Genomic DNA, 14,288 nt, shown 5'->3' with positions numbered 1-14,288 from the left:
GCCATCTTATTGATTGTATATGCGTAGGAAATATAAAAATTAAAATTGAAATGATAAGAAGGATAAGTTTAAACTTGCAAATATTTTGGAGTGCTTAGAGCGACATCAAAGTGATAAGCACCATCGCCGTATAGATCCTTATCCCAATCGACTATTTGCTTAATCACAGCTGTAAAGTTTTTAAAATTTTCAATTAAATTATCTTTAGTAGAATATACAACTAGCTCATCACCCTTAATTCTTATGCCATAGTGTTTTACTAAATCATGCACTTCGGGAAATTTATCCTCATCATAGAAATCCCTGATACCCCATCCTCTAATGTGAAAACATACGTCATCATAATCAGAGATTTCATAAATATCATTAACTAGTGGAGTTATATAAGCGGTGTAGCATCATCGTCCAAATAATAAAAGGGGTGGACTTTTTAGTCCATTTCTTCAACGAATGTTTCTTGACGTTTTTTTCTAATCGATGGCAATGCCGTCACAAACACAAGACCCACAGCAATAGCTAGAATTACTGCGGATATTGGGCGAGTTAGAAAAGTTGAGTAATCACCTCTTGAAAGCAATATTGCTCTTTTAAAATTTTCTTCCATCATGCCACCTAAAACCAAACCTAGGAGCAACGGTGCAGGCTCGCATCGCAATTTATTCCAAAAGTAGCCGAGGAGGGCAAATATTGCCAACAAGAAAATATCAAACGTATCGTTATCGAGCGAGTAGATTCCTATTAAGCAAAAAATCAAAATCGCTGGAAACAACATGCGGTAGGGCACTTTGAGTAGTTTGACCCACAAACCTATAAGAGGCAAATTCAATATAACCAGCATTAAATTGCCTATCCACATCGATGCAATTAAGCCCCAAAACATTTCGGGGTGGCTGGTCATAACTTGCGGACCAGGTTGTATGTTATGAATAATCATTGCACCAATCATAAGAGCCATGACTGCATTGCCAGGGATGCCGAGCGTAAGCATTGGAATAAACGAAGTTTGAGCAGCTGCGTTGTTTGCGGATTCTGGACCAGCTAGGCAGGGGGCGTATCCATTGCCAACTTCGGAAGGGTTTTTTGCTAGCTTCTTTTCGATGGTATAAGAAGCGAAGGAGGACAACACAGCACCTCCGCCAGGAAGTACACCTAGAGCGGATCCTATGGCGGTACCTCGTGCGATGGCAGGAACCGATTGTCGCATCTCATTGCGATTGGGGTAAAGTGAGCCGATTTTGTCCGTTACGGAAATGCGTGCCTCTCGCATTGAAAGATTACGCATAATCTCTGCTAATCCGAATATACCCATCGCAACGACCGCAAAATCCAAACCATCTTCAAGTTGTCCTAAATTAAAGTTATATCGAGGCTCGCCTGAGTCAACGTCTGTGCCAACCATGCCAAAAAGCAATCCGAGCACTATCATGCCGATAGCCTTTATCAATGAGCCTGAAGCAAGAACAACCGCTCCGATTAGGCCCAAAACCATAAGAGAAAAATACTCGGCAGGACCAAAGTTTAAAGCCAATTCTGCCATGGGGGTTGCAAATCCCGCAAGCAAAAGGGTAGCTACGCAACCCGCAACAAAAGAACCAATCGCCGAAAGTGACAATGCCACCCCCGCACGCCCTTTTTGTGCCATCTTATGGCCATCGAGAACTGTCACAACCGAACTCGTCTCTCCTGGGAGAGCTACTAAAATAGCGGTAGTTGAGCCTCCGTACTGACAACCATAATATATGCCCGCAAGCATAATCAAACCTGCCGTCGGCTCCAAAACATATGTTAGTGGCAATAACATCGCAATCGTAGGAACTGGTCCGATGCCTGGAAGTACGCCTATCATCGTTCCGAGTAGACATCCGAAAAAAGCGTACATTAGATTTTCTAATGTAAATGCAACATCGAATCCTAGTGCTAGGTTTTGAATAATATCCATCATGGCTTATCGCATCTCACCCTGCGGACAACGAGTGCGAAGCATATCAGCATTGAAACAGAAATAAATAAACAGGTAGCCCATGACCACTCCCTGGGGCTTGATGGTTGAAGCGGAAGTGTCATACCTAGACCTTCTACAAATACAAGCCATGCAAAAATCGCCATAAAAACTGCGACACCGATAGCTGATTTAAATTGAAAGTCGTGGCTTGCAAGACTACTCATAATGCAGATACAGGCTATCGTCAAAATAAGGCCCAAAGCCTCAAGTGCAAACGCAAAAAAAAGCACAGACCCAATAATCAGAATAAGTATGTCCCAGTCGAATGGACCTAAGCTAGTTTCGGAAGAGGGTGATCTACAAAGAGATTTCAAAACAATAATTGCACCGATAACCCCAAGTATCACACCCAAAACAAAGGGAAAAAACCCAGGGCCCAAATGCATCGCATCGCCCATATCGTAATTCAAATATGAGTAAATCGAAAAGAACCCCCCAAACCCTGCAAACATAAGTCCACTAAAGAAGTCTTGTTCGTTTTTTATAATCATGGCTTGGGATAAAATGAAGCTTTCAACTGGATTTTAAGGAAATAATTTTAACATGAGTACCTCTGGGCACACTGATAAACTAAGGCTTTCAATTAGTGGTATGCATTGTCAGGGTTGCTCGACGCGTCTTACAAAACTTCTTAATTCACAGCCATACGTTAAAACTGCCTCAGTAAATTTTGCAAGCGAGGAGGCACAGATAGAACTTACTGAAGGGGTAGATCGTGATTATGTATTGCCAAAGATACAGTTGGCCATGCAGTCTGGTGGCTTCAAAGGTGAACTTCAAAAGGACGAGATTAGCGACGTTAAACTACCACTTCGTTTAAAAATTCTAATTCTAATTTCACTGCCGTTTTTTGTATCTATGATTGGCATGCTTTTCGGGTTGCATAAGCTTATGTTGCCTGCGTGGCTTCAGTTCTTGCTTGCTACGATTGTTCAGTTTTGGATTGCATTGCCATTTTATAAAAGTGCTTGGTCGTCTATCAAAGGTAGAATGGCTAATATGGATGTGCTCGTGGTTTTGGGCACCGTCTCGATATATGTGTATTCAGTTGTGATGTGGCTTGTTTTCAATCGAGAGCATGAAGTGTATTTTGAAGGCTCAGTTATGATTGTTGCCTTTGTGAGCATTGGAAAATTCCTCGAGACACGAAACAAAAAACAAAGTCTAAATAGTCTACAGTCGCTTCTGAAATTGCTACCTCCTGAGGTGTCCGTTTTTCGGGATGGTGCATGGTTGCAGGTTCCTTTGCATAAAGTCAAGGTTGGGGATCGTGTGCGTTCGAATCACGGTGACCGCATCGCTACTGATGGAGAGGTTTATCAAGGTTTTGCTTTGTGCAATGAGAGCCATCTTACTGGCGAGTCTGAGCTTATAAAAAAACAACCTGGTGATCAAGTTTCTGCGGGTGCCTTGGTTGAAGATGGAAGTATAGAGTATATTGCCACTAGTGTGGGGCGTGAGACATTTTTAGGCGATCTTATGGCTGCATTGTCTGAAGCTCAGGGTAGCCAAGCACCTATTTCTCGCATTGCCGATAGGGTGGCAGGCGTATTTGTGCCTGTGGTCATAGCAATAGCTTTATTGACGTTTTTTTGGGATCTGCCAAACTGGGAGCGTGGAATAATGAACGCAGTTGCTGTGCTCGTTATCGCATGTCCATGTGCATTGGGGCTTGCTACTCCAGCTGCGATGATGGTTGGCCTTGGCAATGCTTTTCGTAAAGGAATCTGGGTTAAGGAAGCTTACACACTTGAGAGTACTGCAAAAATAGATACAGTGGTTTTCGATAAAACGGGAACACTCACTCGCGGTCAGCCAGCCGTTATTGATTACATAAATCTTGGTTCATTTAATTCGCTTAAATTAGCGGCCTCGCTTGAACAATTTATCCAACACCCACTTGCACATGCTGTTGTAAGTCGGGCTTACGAAGAGGGGCTTGAATTGGACTTTGCGGAAGGCGTTGAAAATGTTGTAGGCGAAGGGGCGAGTGCATCTGTTGTGGTGAACGAGGAGGCATTGCCACTTAAAGTAGGAAGCCCATCATTTACTCAATCCATTGTTCCGCCAGAGATTCTCGTACGATGGGAAGGTCGTGGGACGATTATTTGTATAAGCCGATCCGATAGCAAAGAATTGCTCGGACTTTTATTAATTTCAGATGAGCTACGACCTGATAGTATCGAGGTCATAAAAAGTTTACGTGACCAGCATGTTGAAGCTGTATTGCTTTCAGGTGATCGCGAATCTACCGTACGATTAATTGCTCAGCAGTTAGGAATAAAGCACTTCTTTGCACAAGTTAAACCGCGAGACAAAGTGGAGAAAATTAAACAGCTTCAATCGCAAGGGCACGTAGTAGCCATGGTAGGCGATGGTATAAACGATGCGGCCGCCCTTGCACAAGCGAATGTGGGCATATCCGTCAAATCCGCTGCAGCCGTGGCTGAGCAGGCATCCGATATCACGTTAGTGCAGAACAATATTTTTAATGTCTGCACCGCAATAAGCATCGCAAAATCAACTGTACGCAATATTAAACAGAACTTATTTTTCGCACTGATTTATAACGTAATTGGAATACCACTAGCGGCTACTGGCTTCTTAACGCCGTCGATAGCGGCTCTTTGCATGGCTTTAAGTTCAATTAGTGTAGTTATGAATGCGATGAGGCTAAAGCAATTTTAGTAGCAGATACTATTATTGCTACCCATACGAATTTGATTTGCCATCACGACTCCACGAACCGTTATCGGGTCAAGCATCTGTCGCGTTCTAATATCGAATCGCCATATCTCGGGAGGTCCTTCATCCACAGTTAAAAGCAAAGTCTTGCTATCGCCCGTCACCCACATATCTACTACCTGATAGGGGAATTCGTAGGTCACATTATCCATGGGGTCATCATAGGATTGGAAATGCAATGCTTTATCGCCTCCTACAATCCAAGTTGACTCAAGCCAACCACTTCGAATTATTCGTGGCGAAAAGGGGAGGTCAAATTTATGTGGTTTTTGATCCTTTTCGCGAAGATCGAAATAAGCTACATGCCCCGACATATCTGCAAAAATGACCCTTTGCGAGTATTGATCAATATAGGGCATAACAAGTGGTCGCCACGTGGCCCCTACCGTATACATCGGCCCTGTGCTTAATAGCCTGTCCTCATGCGGAAAATAAATTAGCCCCTCATCTCCTTCAAGTGTATTAAATGCAAGCATAAAATCCTCTGGACTGGCAATGCCCTTGTCCAACCCTGCAGGTTTACTCAACCGTTTACTTAAGTCGAGTATCTTCCAATCGCTAGCATCTAAGCCGTTCTTCATATAGATTAGTGGTTTTTCACGATCGAGAACCCAGTATGTTTGACTAAAAGAGCTGAACAATAATTTATAGTATGTAAACTGGGAATTATCGCGAATTTTTGAATCAAATTTTCTAGAAAAAATATGAACCTCATCATTGGAATAATCAACGTATCCGACCTGATCTCGAAGCCCAACGGCGATTAATTTAGTTTGAGGTATAAAGAAAATTTGATGCACGGGAGAGGGCATGGATACAGTCCTGAACTCACGAGTCTTCAAGTCTAGTAATACAAGCCCATTAATCTCACGATTACCTAGGGCTAATATACTATCATCGCGTGCCATTTCAATCGTATCAGGTCTAAAGTTTAAATTGATATGTGCAACCCGTTGCGTGCTCTCAATATCATAAACACTTAGGTATGAGGACATCACGTCTGTGATAAATAAATACTTCGTAGGCTCGTGCAAAGAATTTTTTTTCTGATAATTTGGATCCACAATAAGGCTTTGTTGAGGGAAATTTTGAGAGCCGAGGGTATTGTGAAAACCAAGACCAAGAGCCGTTGCCGACATACCTTTTATAAATTTTCTGCGTGATTTTTTCATGCTATTTTGCCATGCATTTTGCGTATGAATTTAAATCGTCGGTTGTTTTAATGATTCCATTTTTGAAGGCAACCTGTTTTCCATCAACGAACAAGGCATTAAATGGCAGACCGATGCCCCCCAATTTTCTGAGCAAGTCCATTTTTGGATAAGCATATTTATCGATACTTTTTAATTTTTGATCTTCTAGAAATTTAAAAAATTTCTCCTCATCGTCCCCTAAATTTAGTGTTATGACACCCATCGAGGTCCCACTATCTTTGAATTCGTTAAGCAACGGCAACTCTTTGCGGCAAGGTGCACACCACATAGCCCACAAGTTTAATAATTCAACTTTCGCTCCCGAACTTTTAACTTCTTTGATTTCTTCTAGGTTGAAGTTTGATTTTGATTCATTAAATCCCTCTGGCAATGCACATGCCTCCACATGTTCCGTTTTTGATCCTGATTTTTTTACTGCAATTTGCTTTGAAATGGAGGTTATAGTTTTAGGTGTCGAATCAACTGGTGAGTAAGCTTTTGGATTGATTGAGGCGGATACTTTTAAGGCTAAGTCTGCTGGATCAATTTGATAATCGTATGTGTCTAGAAGTCTGCCATCAGGACCAATTAGGTAAATTAGAGTGCTATGGTAGACGGTATACATCATGCCCAATTCTGGATTATCTAGTTTTTTTCCATCTAATCGATAACCAAAAGTAGCACCTAATTGATTAGTAAGATTTCGCACTGATTCTATGCTACCAGTTAGTCCTACAAATCGCTCATCAAAAAACTCAACGTAAGCACGCAATGACTCAGGCGTGCTATTAACGGGATCAATATTTACAAAAACAGGAACTAATTTTTCTACCACATCTTTAGGCATCTTATCCAATGACTCATTTATCTGTGACAATGTCATCGGACATATATCTGGACAGGATGTGTACCCAAAAGCTAAAAGCATAAATCGATTTTGAAAATCTTTTTGTGTTTTAGGACCCTGATAGTCCATAAGGTTGAATTCAAGAGGCTTTCCCGATATCACACTCTGACCGTAAGCATATGAGAAAAAAATAAATAAGAGTAAAGCCAAAATTTTTCTAATCATAAAACACCAAAAAATTTTTATTTAAATAGTAGGCTACACATAAATGTTCAAAAGCCTAAGGGCGACCCTATAATTTAAAGTATAAAAGGCGACCCGAAAGCCGCCTTTTTTAAGCACTTAAACTAAGATAATTTACTGTGCTTGTTTAGCTGGCTCAGCTTCTTTTGCAGGCTCAGCTGGTTGAGTAGCTGGTGCGGTTGCACTATCTTCCATAACAGCTGGAGCTGCCGTTTGCTCCATAAGATCATTATCCCATGTTCCATCAACTTTGATGTGAGCAAGTGCACCTAAGTTTACCGCTTCAATCAAGTTATGGCTAAGATATGTGTATGTTCCAGGTTGTTTGAATGTATACATAGCAGCACCAGCAGAACCGCCTGCAATCATCCATGTTTCGATATCTGTTACTGGAGTATCTGCTAAATTACCACGCTCCCATACATATTCACCGTGTCCACCAATTAGGTGAGGATAAGATTGGCGATTAGCTTGAGAGTGATAAATCATCACAGTTTCGCCTACTTTAGCTGTCATCGCATTTTCACCAGTATATTGGTGTTTGCGTTCACCAAAAACGATGTGTGTAGGTACAAGTTTGTTCATAACCTGAACATCGTCTGCGTATGACATAGAAGCATTTTCAAAACGCATCCATTTGCCATCTTTATCTTTTGGAATATAGAAATCCTGTTCACCAATGTAATAGGCTCTATCATATTTAAGTTGTTTGCCATTTTTGTCTTTTAGCCCACCTTTAGGAAGGACTACAACAGCCCCATTCATACCATGTACAACGTGCCAAGGAATCATAGTTCCGCCTGGAGCACAGTGATAAATATGAACACCTGGTTTAATAGCTTTCCAGCGAAGTTTAACTTGCTGACCTGGTGCTACATAAGTTAATTCTCCGCCACCAAGTGCACCTGTAGATGCGTGAAAGTCAATATTATGAACAAGTGTATTTGTAGCTTTATTTTTCAAAGTTAACTCAACATAGTCACCTTCGTGTACAACAATAAGCGGACCAGGTACGCTTCCGTTATATGCAAACGCCCACATAAATACGCCTGGCTCAACCTCGATTTCTTTTTCTTGAATCTCCATGGTCACTTCAACTAAACGTGGTGCCTTAGGAGTTTCTAAGCTATGCTCATGAACAAATGGCGGAGTTTTGAGGTCAAGTTTCACATGCTCTAAGTTTTTAATAGAGTCAGGTGCTTTTTTAACTTCATATCCAGGTAGACCACCTGTAGTTGTAGTAGCTGGTTGGGCTGCAAGTGCCACACCAGCCCCGAAAAGTGATGTAGCAAGTAGTGATGATAGTAAAAGATTACGTTTCATATAACTCCCCTTAATAAGTGTTTATCTAAGTTTAGTTTAGTATCTTTGTAAGATATTCCTTTGATTTGTATCAAATAATTTCTATCTAGAAAGTAAATCAAGAACTTAGATTCCACACAAAATTTAGGGGATTTAGTTTAATAGCAACGTTTAACTTTTCTAGTGGCAATACTTAAGCATTGCCACCCCAATACTTATAGAACCATAGTAGCAATTACACCCGCAATTAATAACGGAATATTAAAGTGGATGAAAGTAGGTATCACAGTGTCTTTGATGTGGTCGTGTTGGCCGTCAACGTTCAAACCAGATGAAGGGCCGAGGGTTTGGTCGGATGCAGGAGAGCCTGTATCGCCCAAAGCGCCTGCAGTTGCGATTAATGCAAGGGTTGCTTCTGGACTGAATCCAAGATTCGCACAAATAGGCACGAAAATCGTTGTGATAATTGGGATGGTCGAGAAGGAACTACCGATACCCATTGTTACTAATAAGCCTACTGCGAGCATAGCAAATGAAGCCATAATTTTGCTTCCGCCAAATATGCTAATTGATGAACGTACTAGAGGTTCGATTTCGTTGGTGGCATTCATTACGGAAGCAAAGCCTTGAGCCGTAATCATGATAAATCCAATCATGCACATCATTTTTAGACCTTCGGTAAATATGCCGTCGGCCTCTTTCCATTTAATTATGCCAGTTACTAGGAATAAGGCGAAACCGAGCATTGCCCCCATAAGAAGTGAGTCTGTAGCGAGTTGTACTACGAAGGCAACTACGATTGAAGCAAGTGCAACCATATTGCGAAAGGTTGAGTATTGGGGCTGATCTTGGCTTTGTAAGGAGCTGTCCGCAACTGTTTCAACAGTGCGATATTCACGAGGTTTTCTGTAGGATATGAAAACAGCGACTAAAAGACCTAAGAACATACCTAGGAACGGAATAGCCATCGCACCGATAACGTTAACATTGCTAACATCTAGACCGAATTGGGCACCAGCTTGATTAACGTTTGGTATGATGATTTTGTTGATAAATATATCACCGAACCCAACAGGAATAGCCATATAGCAAGCAACCATACCGAAGCTTAATGCGCAAGCAATCATGCGTCGGTCCATTTTAAATGTGTTAAATATAACGATTAGTGGAGGCACTACAATTGGTATGAATGCGATGTGAATTGGGATCAAGTTTTGGCTGAAGCATCCAAGCAAGAACAGAACGCAGACTACAGCCCACTTGATGGCAGTGCTTTTGGGATTTCTCCTGGTGCTTTCAATTACCTTACTTGCTATAAATTCAGGCAACCCTGAGTGAGCGATGCCCATTGCGAAGGCACCAAGCAATGCGTATGAGAGGGCGGTTTCGGCCCCATTGCCAAGGCCCTTGGAAAAGGCTTCCAGAGTGCCGGCCATGTCGAGACCCGAGGCCAGACCCCCAACTAAGGCTCCAACAATCAGAGCCAGTATAACGTGAACGCGTGATATAGATAAAACTAACATCACTATCACGGCTAAAACTACTGAGTTCATAATATATTTCCTTTTAAAGAAGTAAAAAAAAGACCCTAGAACCTGCCGGTCCTAGGGTCGCTATGCTAAAGAATTATTTATCTAGAGTACTAAGGCTGCGATCGTCCCGGCAATAAGTAAAGGTATGTTGTAATGCAGGAAAGTAGGGATAACAGTATCCCTAATATGATCATGCTGACCGTCGATATTTAGTCCTGAAGTTGGGCCAAGAGTAGAGTCGGAAGCTGGAGATCCAGTATCACCTAGAGCACCAGCAGTACCGATAAGTGCAACCGTAGCTGCAGGGCTAAATCCTAAAGCTGCACAAATTGGTACGAATATGGCAGCGATAATTGGTAATGTAGAAAACGAACTTCCGATACCCATAGTCACGAGAAGTCCAACAGATAACATAGATAGAGCAGCCATTAATTTGCTACCCCCGAAAATTTCAGTTGATGCTTTTACTAGGGGTTCAATTTCATTTGTAGCTTTCATAACTTCAGCAAAACCCTGAGCTGTAATCATGATAAAACCAATCATACACATCAATCGTAAGCCCTCTGAAAATAGGCCTTCAGAAGCTTTCCATTTGATTACGCCAGTTATGATAAACAATGCAAACCCAGACAGTGCACCCATAATCAAAGAGTCTGTTATAAGCTGAATGACAAATGCAACTACAATAGCCCCAATTGCAATAAGGCTCCTAAAACTTGAAATTTCAGGAGCTTTCATATTTGCGACCATATTTGTAGAATCAGCATCTAAGTAGGTGCGAGGTTTTCTGTAGCTTACAAAAATTGCAAAAAGCAGACCGAAAATCATACCGAGTGCAGGGATGCCCATGACCTTAATAATACTAATACCTGTCGTGTCTAGACCTGCTTGCTGTACATTTGGCAATAGGATTTGATTTAGGAATATCTCGCCGAAACCATAAGGCAGTGTCATATAGCAAGTGACCAAGCCAAAGCTTATGGCACATGCAATCATGCGACGATCGATTTTAAATTGATTGAAAATAACTAATAGTGGAGGGATAACTATAGGAATGAAGGCAATGTGTATAGGTATGATATTTTGAGAAAGCATGCCCATAACCACAACGATTGCAATAACCATCCACTTAAGATTTGTATTACGTGGATTGTTTTTGATTCTGACTATCACTTTATTAGCCAGCATCTCAGGAAGCCCTGAATGAGCAATAGCCATGGCAAACGCACCTAATAATGCGTATGATAGAGCCACGGTAGCACCATTACCCAATCCAGATTCGAATGCTTTAATAGTCTCAGAAAGTGATAGACCAGAGGCTAAGCCCCCTACTAAAGCGGCAATAAGAAGGCTAAGAACGACGTGCACACGTGACACTGCTAGTACAAGCATGACTATCACTGCTAACACAACTGCGTTCATAACACCCTCCAAAAAAATTAAACGTTACTAAAAAAGATACACGTAAAATTTAAGATTTATTTATAAATAGGTGTTTGCCCTTACAAAAATTTGTGGTTTAATTACCAAAATTGATAAAAAAAAACGCTTGTATATAATAGTTTTGCATAAAAACTTGCATTAGCAACTTATTTTAAGTAGAATCTTTTTTTAAAAAATTTTCTTTATGCGGTTTTTAATAAAATACATAAGAGAAAATATAAAGGTTTTTTAAGCTAATACTAAAACTAAAAAACTTGTAGTAGCTTACCCATAAAACTAAATTTTCTAATTTTTAAAGAAATTTAGAAAATTTTTTAAGCAATTTTGCTAACCAAAACTGATTGTTATTTGACTTTATATAGAGATTCGTTCGGCCCTCAGCTAGGATTAATCTTCTGTCACTTAATAATTAAGTTGGATTTATAAATCGGAAGATTGACATCATGATACAAATGCAAAGCACGTTAGACGTGGCTGATAACACTGGTGCACGCCGCATTATGTGCATTAAAGTGTTAGGCGGCTCAAAGCGCCGTTACGCTTCAGTTGGTGACATCATCAAAGTAAGCGTTAAAGATGCCGCACCTCGCGGTCGCGTTAAAAAAGGTGAGGTATATAACGCAGTAGTTGTTCGCACAGCTAAAGGTGTACGTCGTAAAGATGGATCGCTTATTCGCTTCGGCGGAAATGCGGCTGTACTTCTTAACTCTAAACTTGAGCCTATTGGTACTCGTATCTTTGGCCCTGTAACTCGTGAATTACGTACAGAGCGTTTTATGAAGATCGTTTCATTGGCTCCTGAGGTTATTTAAGGGGACGGTACTATGCAAAAAATTCGTAAGGGTGATGAAGTTATTGTTATCGCTGGTCGCGACAAAAATCGTCGCGGTGTAGTACTTGAGAGAGTTGATGCTGATCACGTAATCGTTGAAGGTATTAACGTAGTTAAAAAGCACACTAGACCTAATCCTATGGCTAATAATCCAGGCGGGATTGTATCTAAAAACTTACCTATCCATATTTCCAACGTGAAGATCTTTAATGCAGCTTCAGGAAAAGCGGATAAAGTTGTATTTAAAGACGAAGACGGTCGTAAAGTGCGTGTGTTCCGTAGTAGCGGCGAAGTCGTTGGCGTTAAAGCATAGGCGGTGAATATGGCTCGTTTACAAGAATTATATAAAGACAAAATCGTTGGTGAATTGAAATCTCAATTCAACTATAAAAGCGATATGGAAGTGCCTCGCATCACTAAAGTGACACTTAATATGGGTGTTTCAGAGGCTGTTTCAGATAAAAAAGTTATAGAAAATGCAGTAGCTGATTTAACTAAGATTGCAGGTCAAAAGCCAGTAATTACTAAAACTCGTAAAGCGATTGCAGGTTTTAAAATTCGCGAAAACTATCCGATTGGTTGTATGGTGACTCTTCGTGGTCAGCGTATGTATGAATTTATCGATCGTTTAGTTACGGTAGCATTGCCACGCGTGCGTGACTTCCGTGGTATTTCTGGTCGTGCATTTGACGGTCGCGGAAACTACAACGTAGGGGTTAAAGAGCAAATCATTTTCCCTGAAATTGAATATGACAAAATTGATGCTTTACGTGGTTTAAATATTAGTATCACCACGTCAGCTAAGACAGATGAAGAAGCTAAAGCTTTGCTAAAAGCATTTAACTTCCCGTTCAGAAACTAAGGGGCGATATAGTGGCTAAACTTTCACTTATAAATCGTGATATCAAGCGTGCAAAATTAGTTGAGAAGTTTTCAGCTAAGCGTGCTGCTCTTAAAGCGATTATCGATGATCAATCTAAAACTGACGAAGAGCGTTATCAAGCACGATTGAAATTACAGCAACTTCCACGTAACGCAAATCCAACTCGCGTTCGTAATCGTTGTGCTGTTACTGGTCGTCCACGTGGCGTATTCAGCAAGTTCGGTTTAACTCGTCACAAACTACGCGAAACTGCAATGCGTGGTGAAGTGCCAGGTATGACTAAAGCGAGCTGGTAGGAGAATTATTATGAGCATGAGCGATCCAATCGCAGATATGTTGACTCGCATTCGTAATGCACAGCAAGTCGAAAAAGTATCAGTTTCTATGCCTTCTTCTAAATTAAAAGTTGCTATTGCAGCTGTACTTAAAGAAGAGGGGTATATCGAAAACTATCAAGTTAGTGGCGACAAAGCTAAACCAGAACTTGAGATTGAACTTAAGTATTACAAAGATGAGCCTGTGATTTCACGCATAGAGCGTGTGTCACGTCCAGGTCTTCGTGTATACAAAGGTCATGACAGTATTCCTCAAGTTATGAATGGTCTTGGTGTTGCTATTGTTTCTACATCCCGTGGCGTTATGACTGACCGCAAAGCTCGTTCAGAGGGCGTTGGCGGTGAAGTTATTTGCTACGTAGCGTAAGGAGGTATATCAGAATGTCTCGTGTCGCTAAAAATCCAGTAGTAGTTCCTAGTGGTGTAGAAGTTAAAATTGCCGCTGACAGCATTAACGTTAAAGGTCCTTTAGGTGAGCTTAAACAAGAGCTTACTAATGATGTTGTTGTTAGTCTAGATGACGGCAAAATCACATTTGATGTAGCAAACGACTCACGTCAAGCAAATGCTATGTCAGGTACTCTACGTGCCTTAGTTAATAATATGGTCACTGGTGTGAGCAAAGGTTTTGAGCGTCGCTTAAACCTAATCGGTGTCGGATATCGTGCTCAAGTGCAAGGTCAAAATCTTAAACTTGAATTAGGATTTTCACACGATATTATTCACCCATTGCCACAAGGTGTAAAAGCTGAATGCCCATCGCAAACAGAGATTGTGCTTAAGTCTCACGATAAGCAAGCAGTTGGTCAAGTAGCAGCAAATATTCGTGCATATCGTCCACCTGAGCCTTATAAAGGTAAGGGTGTTAGATACGCAGACGAGCACGTTGCTATCAAAGAAGTTAAGAAAAAATAATAACGCAAGCAAGGAA

The 14,288-nt window shown here is 41.0% G+C and carries 15 protein-coding genes; 7 read left to right on the top strand and 8 right to left on the bottom strand.

The features are described 5' to 3' along the window. Nucleotides 1-68: 68 nt before the first annotated feature. The 3 genes from KUI_RS08670 to KUI_RS07645 all read right to left on the bottom strand — a co-directional run bounded on the left by KUI_RS08670 (nt 69) and on the right by KUI_RS07645 (nt 2,493). On the bottom strand, nt 69-272 hold the full coding sequence (locus tag KUI_RS08670; protein ID WP_013521729.1) for a hypothetical protein: 204 nt from the start codon (nt 270-272) through the stop codon (nt 69-71). 158 nt (nt 273-430) lie between these two features. Next, the gene (locus KUI_RS07650) at nt 431-1,939 is read right to left on the bottom strand and encodes a tripartite tricarboxylate transporter permease (RefSeq protein ID WP_014840649.1); all 1,509 of its coding nucleotides are present in this window, start codon (nt 1,937-1,939) and stop codon (nt 431-433) included. Then, nucleotides 1,939-2,493, bottom strand: a complete 555-nt coding sequence (locus tag KUI_RS07645; RefSeq protein ID WP_014840648.1) for a tripartite tricarboxylate transporter TctB family protein — start codon at nt 2,491-2,493, stop codon at nt 1,939-1,941. Before KUI_RS07645 ends, KUI_RS07650 begins: the two co-directional genes overlap by 1 nt. A 52-nt stretch (nt 2,494-2,545) precedes the next feature. Between KUI_RS07645 and KUI_RS07640 the strand changes: the two genes are divergently transcribed. Continuing rightward, on the top strand, nt 2,546-4,690 hold the full coding sequence (locus KUI_RS07640) for a heavy metal translocating P-type ATPase (RefSeq protein WP_014840647.1): 2,145 nt from the start codon (nt 2,546-2,548) through the stop codon (nt 4,688-4,690). Here KUI_RS07640 and KUI_RS07635 read toward each other — a convergent pair. The 5 genes from KUI_RS07635 to KUI_RS07615 all read right to left on the bottom strand — a co-directional run bounded on the left by KUI_RS07635 (nt 4,687) and on the right by KUI_RS07615 (nt 11,286). Next, complete coding sequence (locus KUI_RS07635; protein ID WP_013521725.1) at nt 4,687-5,919, bottom strand: YncE family protein; 1,233 nt, start codon at nt 5,917-5,919, stop codon at nt 4,687-4,689. The genes KUI_RS07640 and KUI_RS07635 overlap by 4 nt on opposite strands. 1 nt (nt 5,920) lies before the next feature. Continuing rightward, a complete protein-coding gene (locus KUI_RS07630) occupies nt 5,921-7,012 on the bottom strand; it encodes an SCO family protein (RefSeq protein ID WP_013521724.1) in 1,092 nt (363 codons plus the stop codon). A gap of 132 nt (nt 7,013-7,144) precedes the next feature. Beyond that, on the bottom strand, nt 7,145-8,353 hold the full coding sequence (gene nirK, locus KUI_RS07625) for a copper-containing nitrite reductase (RefSeq protein ID WP_013521723.1): 1,209 nt from the start codon (nt 8,351-8,353) through the stop codon (nt 7,145-7,147). Between the two features lie 194 nt (nt 8,354-8,547). Beyond that, nucleotides 8,548-9,885 (bottom strand): Na+/H+ antiporter family protein, encoded by a 1,338-nt coding sequence (locus KUI_RS07620; protein ID WP_013521722.1) that lies wholly within the window; start codon nt 9,883-9,885, stop codon nt 8,548-8,550. An 81-nt stretch (nt 9,886-9,966) separates the two neighbouring features. Continuing rightward, the gene (locus KUI_RS07615; protein ID WP_013521721.1) at nt 9,967-11,286 is read right to left on the bottom strand and encodes a Na+/H+ antiporter family protein; all 1,320 of its coding nucleotides are present in this window, start codon (nt 11,284-11,286) and stop codon (nt 9,967-9,969) included. A gap of 464 nt (nt 11,287-11,750) precedes the next feature. Here KUI_RS07615 and rplN point away from each other — a divergent pair, with 464 nt between their 5' ends. From rplN to rplF, 6 genes are read left to right on the top strand one after another with little or no spacing between them, the layout of a single operon-like run. Beyond that, nucleotides 11,751-12,119: a 50S ribosomal protein L14 gene (rplN, locus tag KUI_RS07610; protein WP_013521720.1), complete on the top strand. Its 369-nt coding sequence runs from the start codon at nt 11,751-11,753 to the stop codon at nt 12,117-12,119. A 12-nt stretch (nt 12,120-12,131) separates the two neighbouring features. Beyond that, complete coding sequence (rplX, locus tag KUI_RS07605) at nt 12,132-12,452, top strand: 50S ribosomal protein L24 (RefSeq protein WP_013521719.1); 321 nt, start codon at nt 12,132-12,134, stop codon at nt 12,450-12,452. 9 nt (nt 12,453-12,461) lie between these two features. Continuing rightward, nucleotides 12,462-13,001, top strand: a complete 540-nt coding sequence (gene rplE, locus KUI_RS07600) for a 50S ribosomal protein L5 (RefSeq protein WP_014840646.1) — start codon at nt 12,462-12,464, stop codon at nt 12,999-13,001. An 11-nt stretch (nt 13,002-13,012) separates the two neighbouring features. Further along, nucleotides 13,013-13,318, top strand: a complete 306-nt coding sequence (rpsN, locus tag KUI_RS07595) for a 30S ribosomal protein S14 (RefSeq protein ID WP_013521717.1) — start codon at nt 13,013-13,015, stop codon at nt 13,316-13,318. Between the two features lie 10 nt (nt 13,319-13,328). After that, entirely contained in the window at nt 13,329-13,724 is a 396-nt protein-coding gene (gene rpsH, locus KUI_RS07590) for a 30S ribosomal protein S8 (protein WP_013521716.1), read from the top strand. A gap of 14 nt (nt 13,725-13,738) precedes the next feature. After that, complete coding sequence (gene rplF / locus KUI_RS07585; protein ID WP_013521715.1) at nt 13,739-14,272, top strand: 50S ribosomal protein L6; 534 nt, start codon at nt 13,739-13,741, stop codon at nt 14,270-14,272. Nucleotides 14,273-14,288 lie beyond the last annotated feature (16 nt).

This window comes from Taylorella equigenitalis ATCC 35865 (assembly GCF_000276685.1).
Taxonomy (GTDB): domain Bacteria; phylum Pseudomonadota; class Gammaproteobacteria; order Burkholderiales; family Burkholderiaceae_B; genus Taylorella; species Taylorella equigenitalis.
Note: the sequence above shows the minus strand (reverse complement) of the source record. Positions and strands in the feature narration are given on the sequence as shown.

Coding starts and splice junctions, on each gene's coding strand:
- KUI_RS07650 (WP_014840649.1), bottom strand. CDS start 1,939: ATGGATATTATTCAAAACCTAGCACTAGGATTCGATGTTGCATTTACA.
- KUI_RS07645 (WP_014840648.1), bottom strand. CDS start 2,493: ATGATTATAAAAAACGAACAAGACTTCTTTAGTGGACTTATGTTTGCA.
- KUI_RS07640 (WP_014840647.1), top strand. CDS start 2,546: ATGAGTACCTCTGGGCACACTGATAAACTAAGGCTTTCAATTAGTGGT.
- KUI_RS07635 (WP_013521725.1), bottom strand. CDS start 5,919: ATGAAAAAATCACGCAGAAAATTTATAAAAGGTATGTCGGCAACGGCT.
- KUI_RS07630 (WP_013521724.1), bottom strand. CDS start 7,012: ATGATTAGAAAAATTTTGGCTTTACTCTTATTTATTTTTTTCTCATAT.
- nirK (WP_013521723.1), bottom strand. CDS start 8,353: ATGAAACGTAATCTTTTACTATCATCACTACTTGCTACATCACTTTTC.
- KUI_RS07620 (WP_013521722.1), bottom strand. CDS start 9,885: ATGAACTCAGTAGTTTTAGCCGTGATAGTGATGTTAGTTTTATCTATA.
- KUI_RS07615 (WP_013521721.1), bottom strand. CDS start 11,286: ATGAACGCAGTTGTGTTAGCAGTGATAGTCATGCTTGTACTAGCAGTG.
- rplN (WP_013521720.1), top strand. CDS start 11,751: ATGATACAAATGCAAAGCACGTTAGACGTGGCTGATAACACTGGTGCA.
- rplX (WP_013521719.1), top strand. CDS start 12,132: ATGCAAAAAATTCGTAAGGGTGATGAAGTTATTGTTATCGCTGGTCGC.
- rplE (WP_014840646.1), top strand. CDS start 12,462: ATGGCTCGTTTACAAGAATTATATAAAGACAAAATCGTTGGTGAATTG.
- rpsH (WP_013521716.1), top strand. CDS start 13,329: ATGAGCATGAGCGATCCAATCGCAGATATGTTGACTCGCATTCGTAAT.
- rplF (WP_013521715.1), top strand. CDS start 13,739: ATGTCTCGTGTCGCTAAAAATCCAGTAGTAGTTCCTAGTGGTGTAGAA.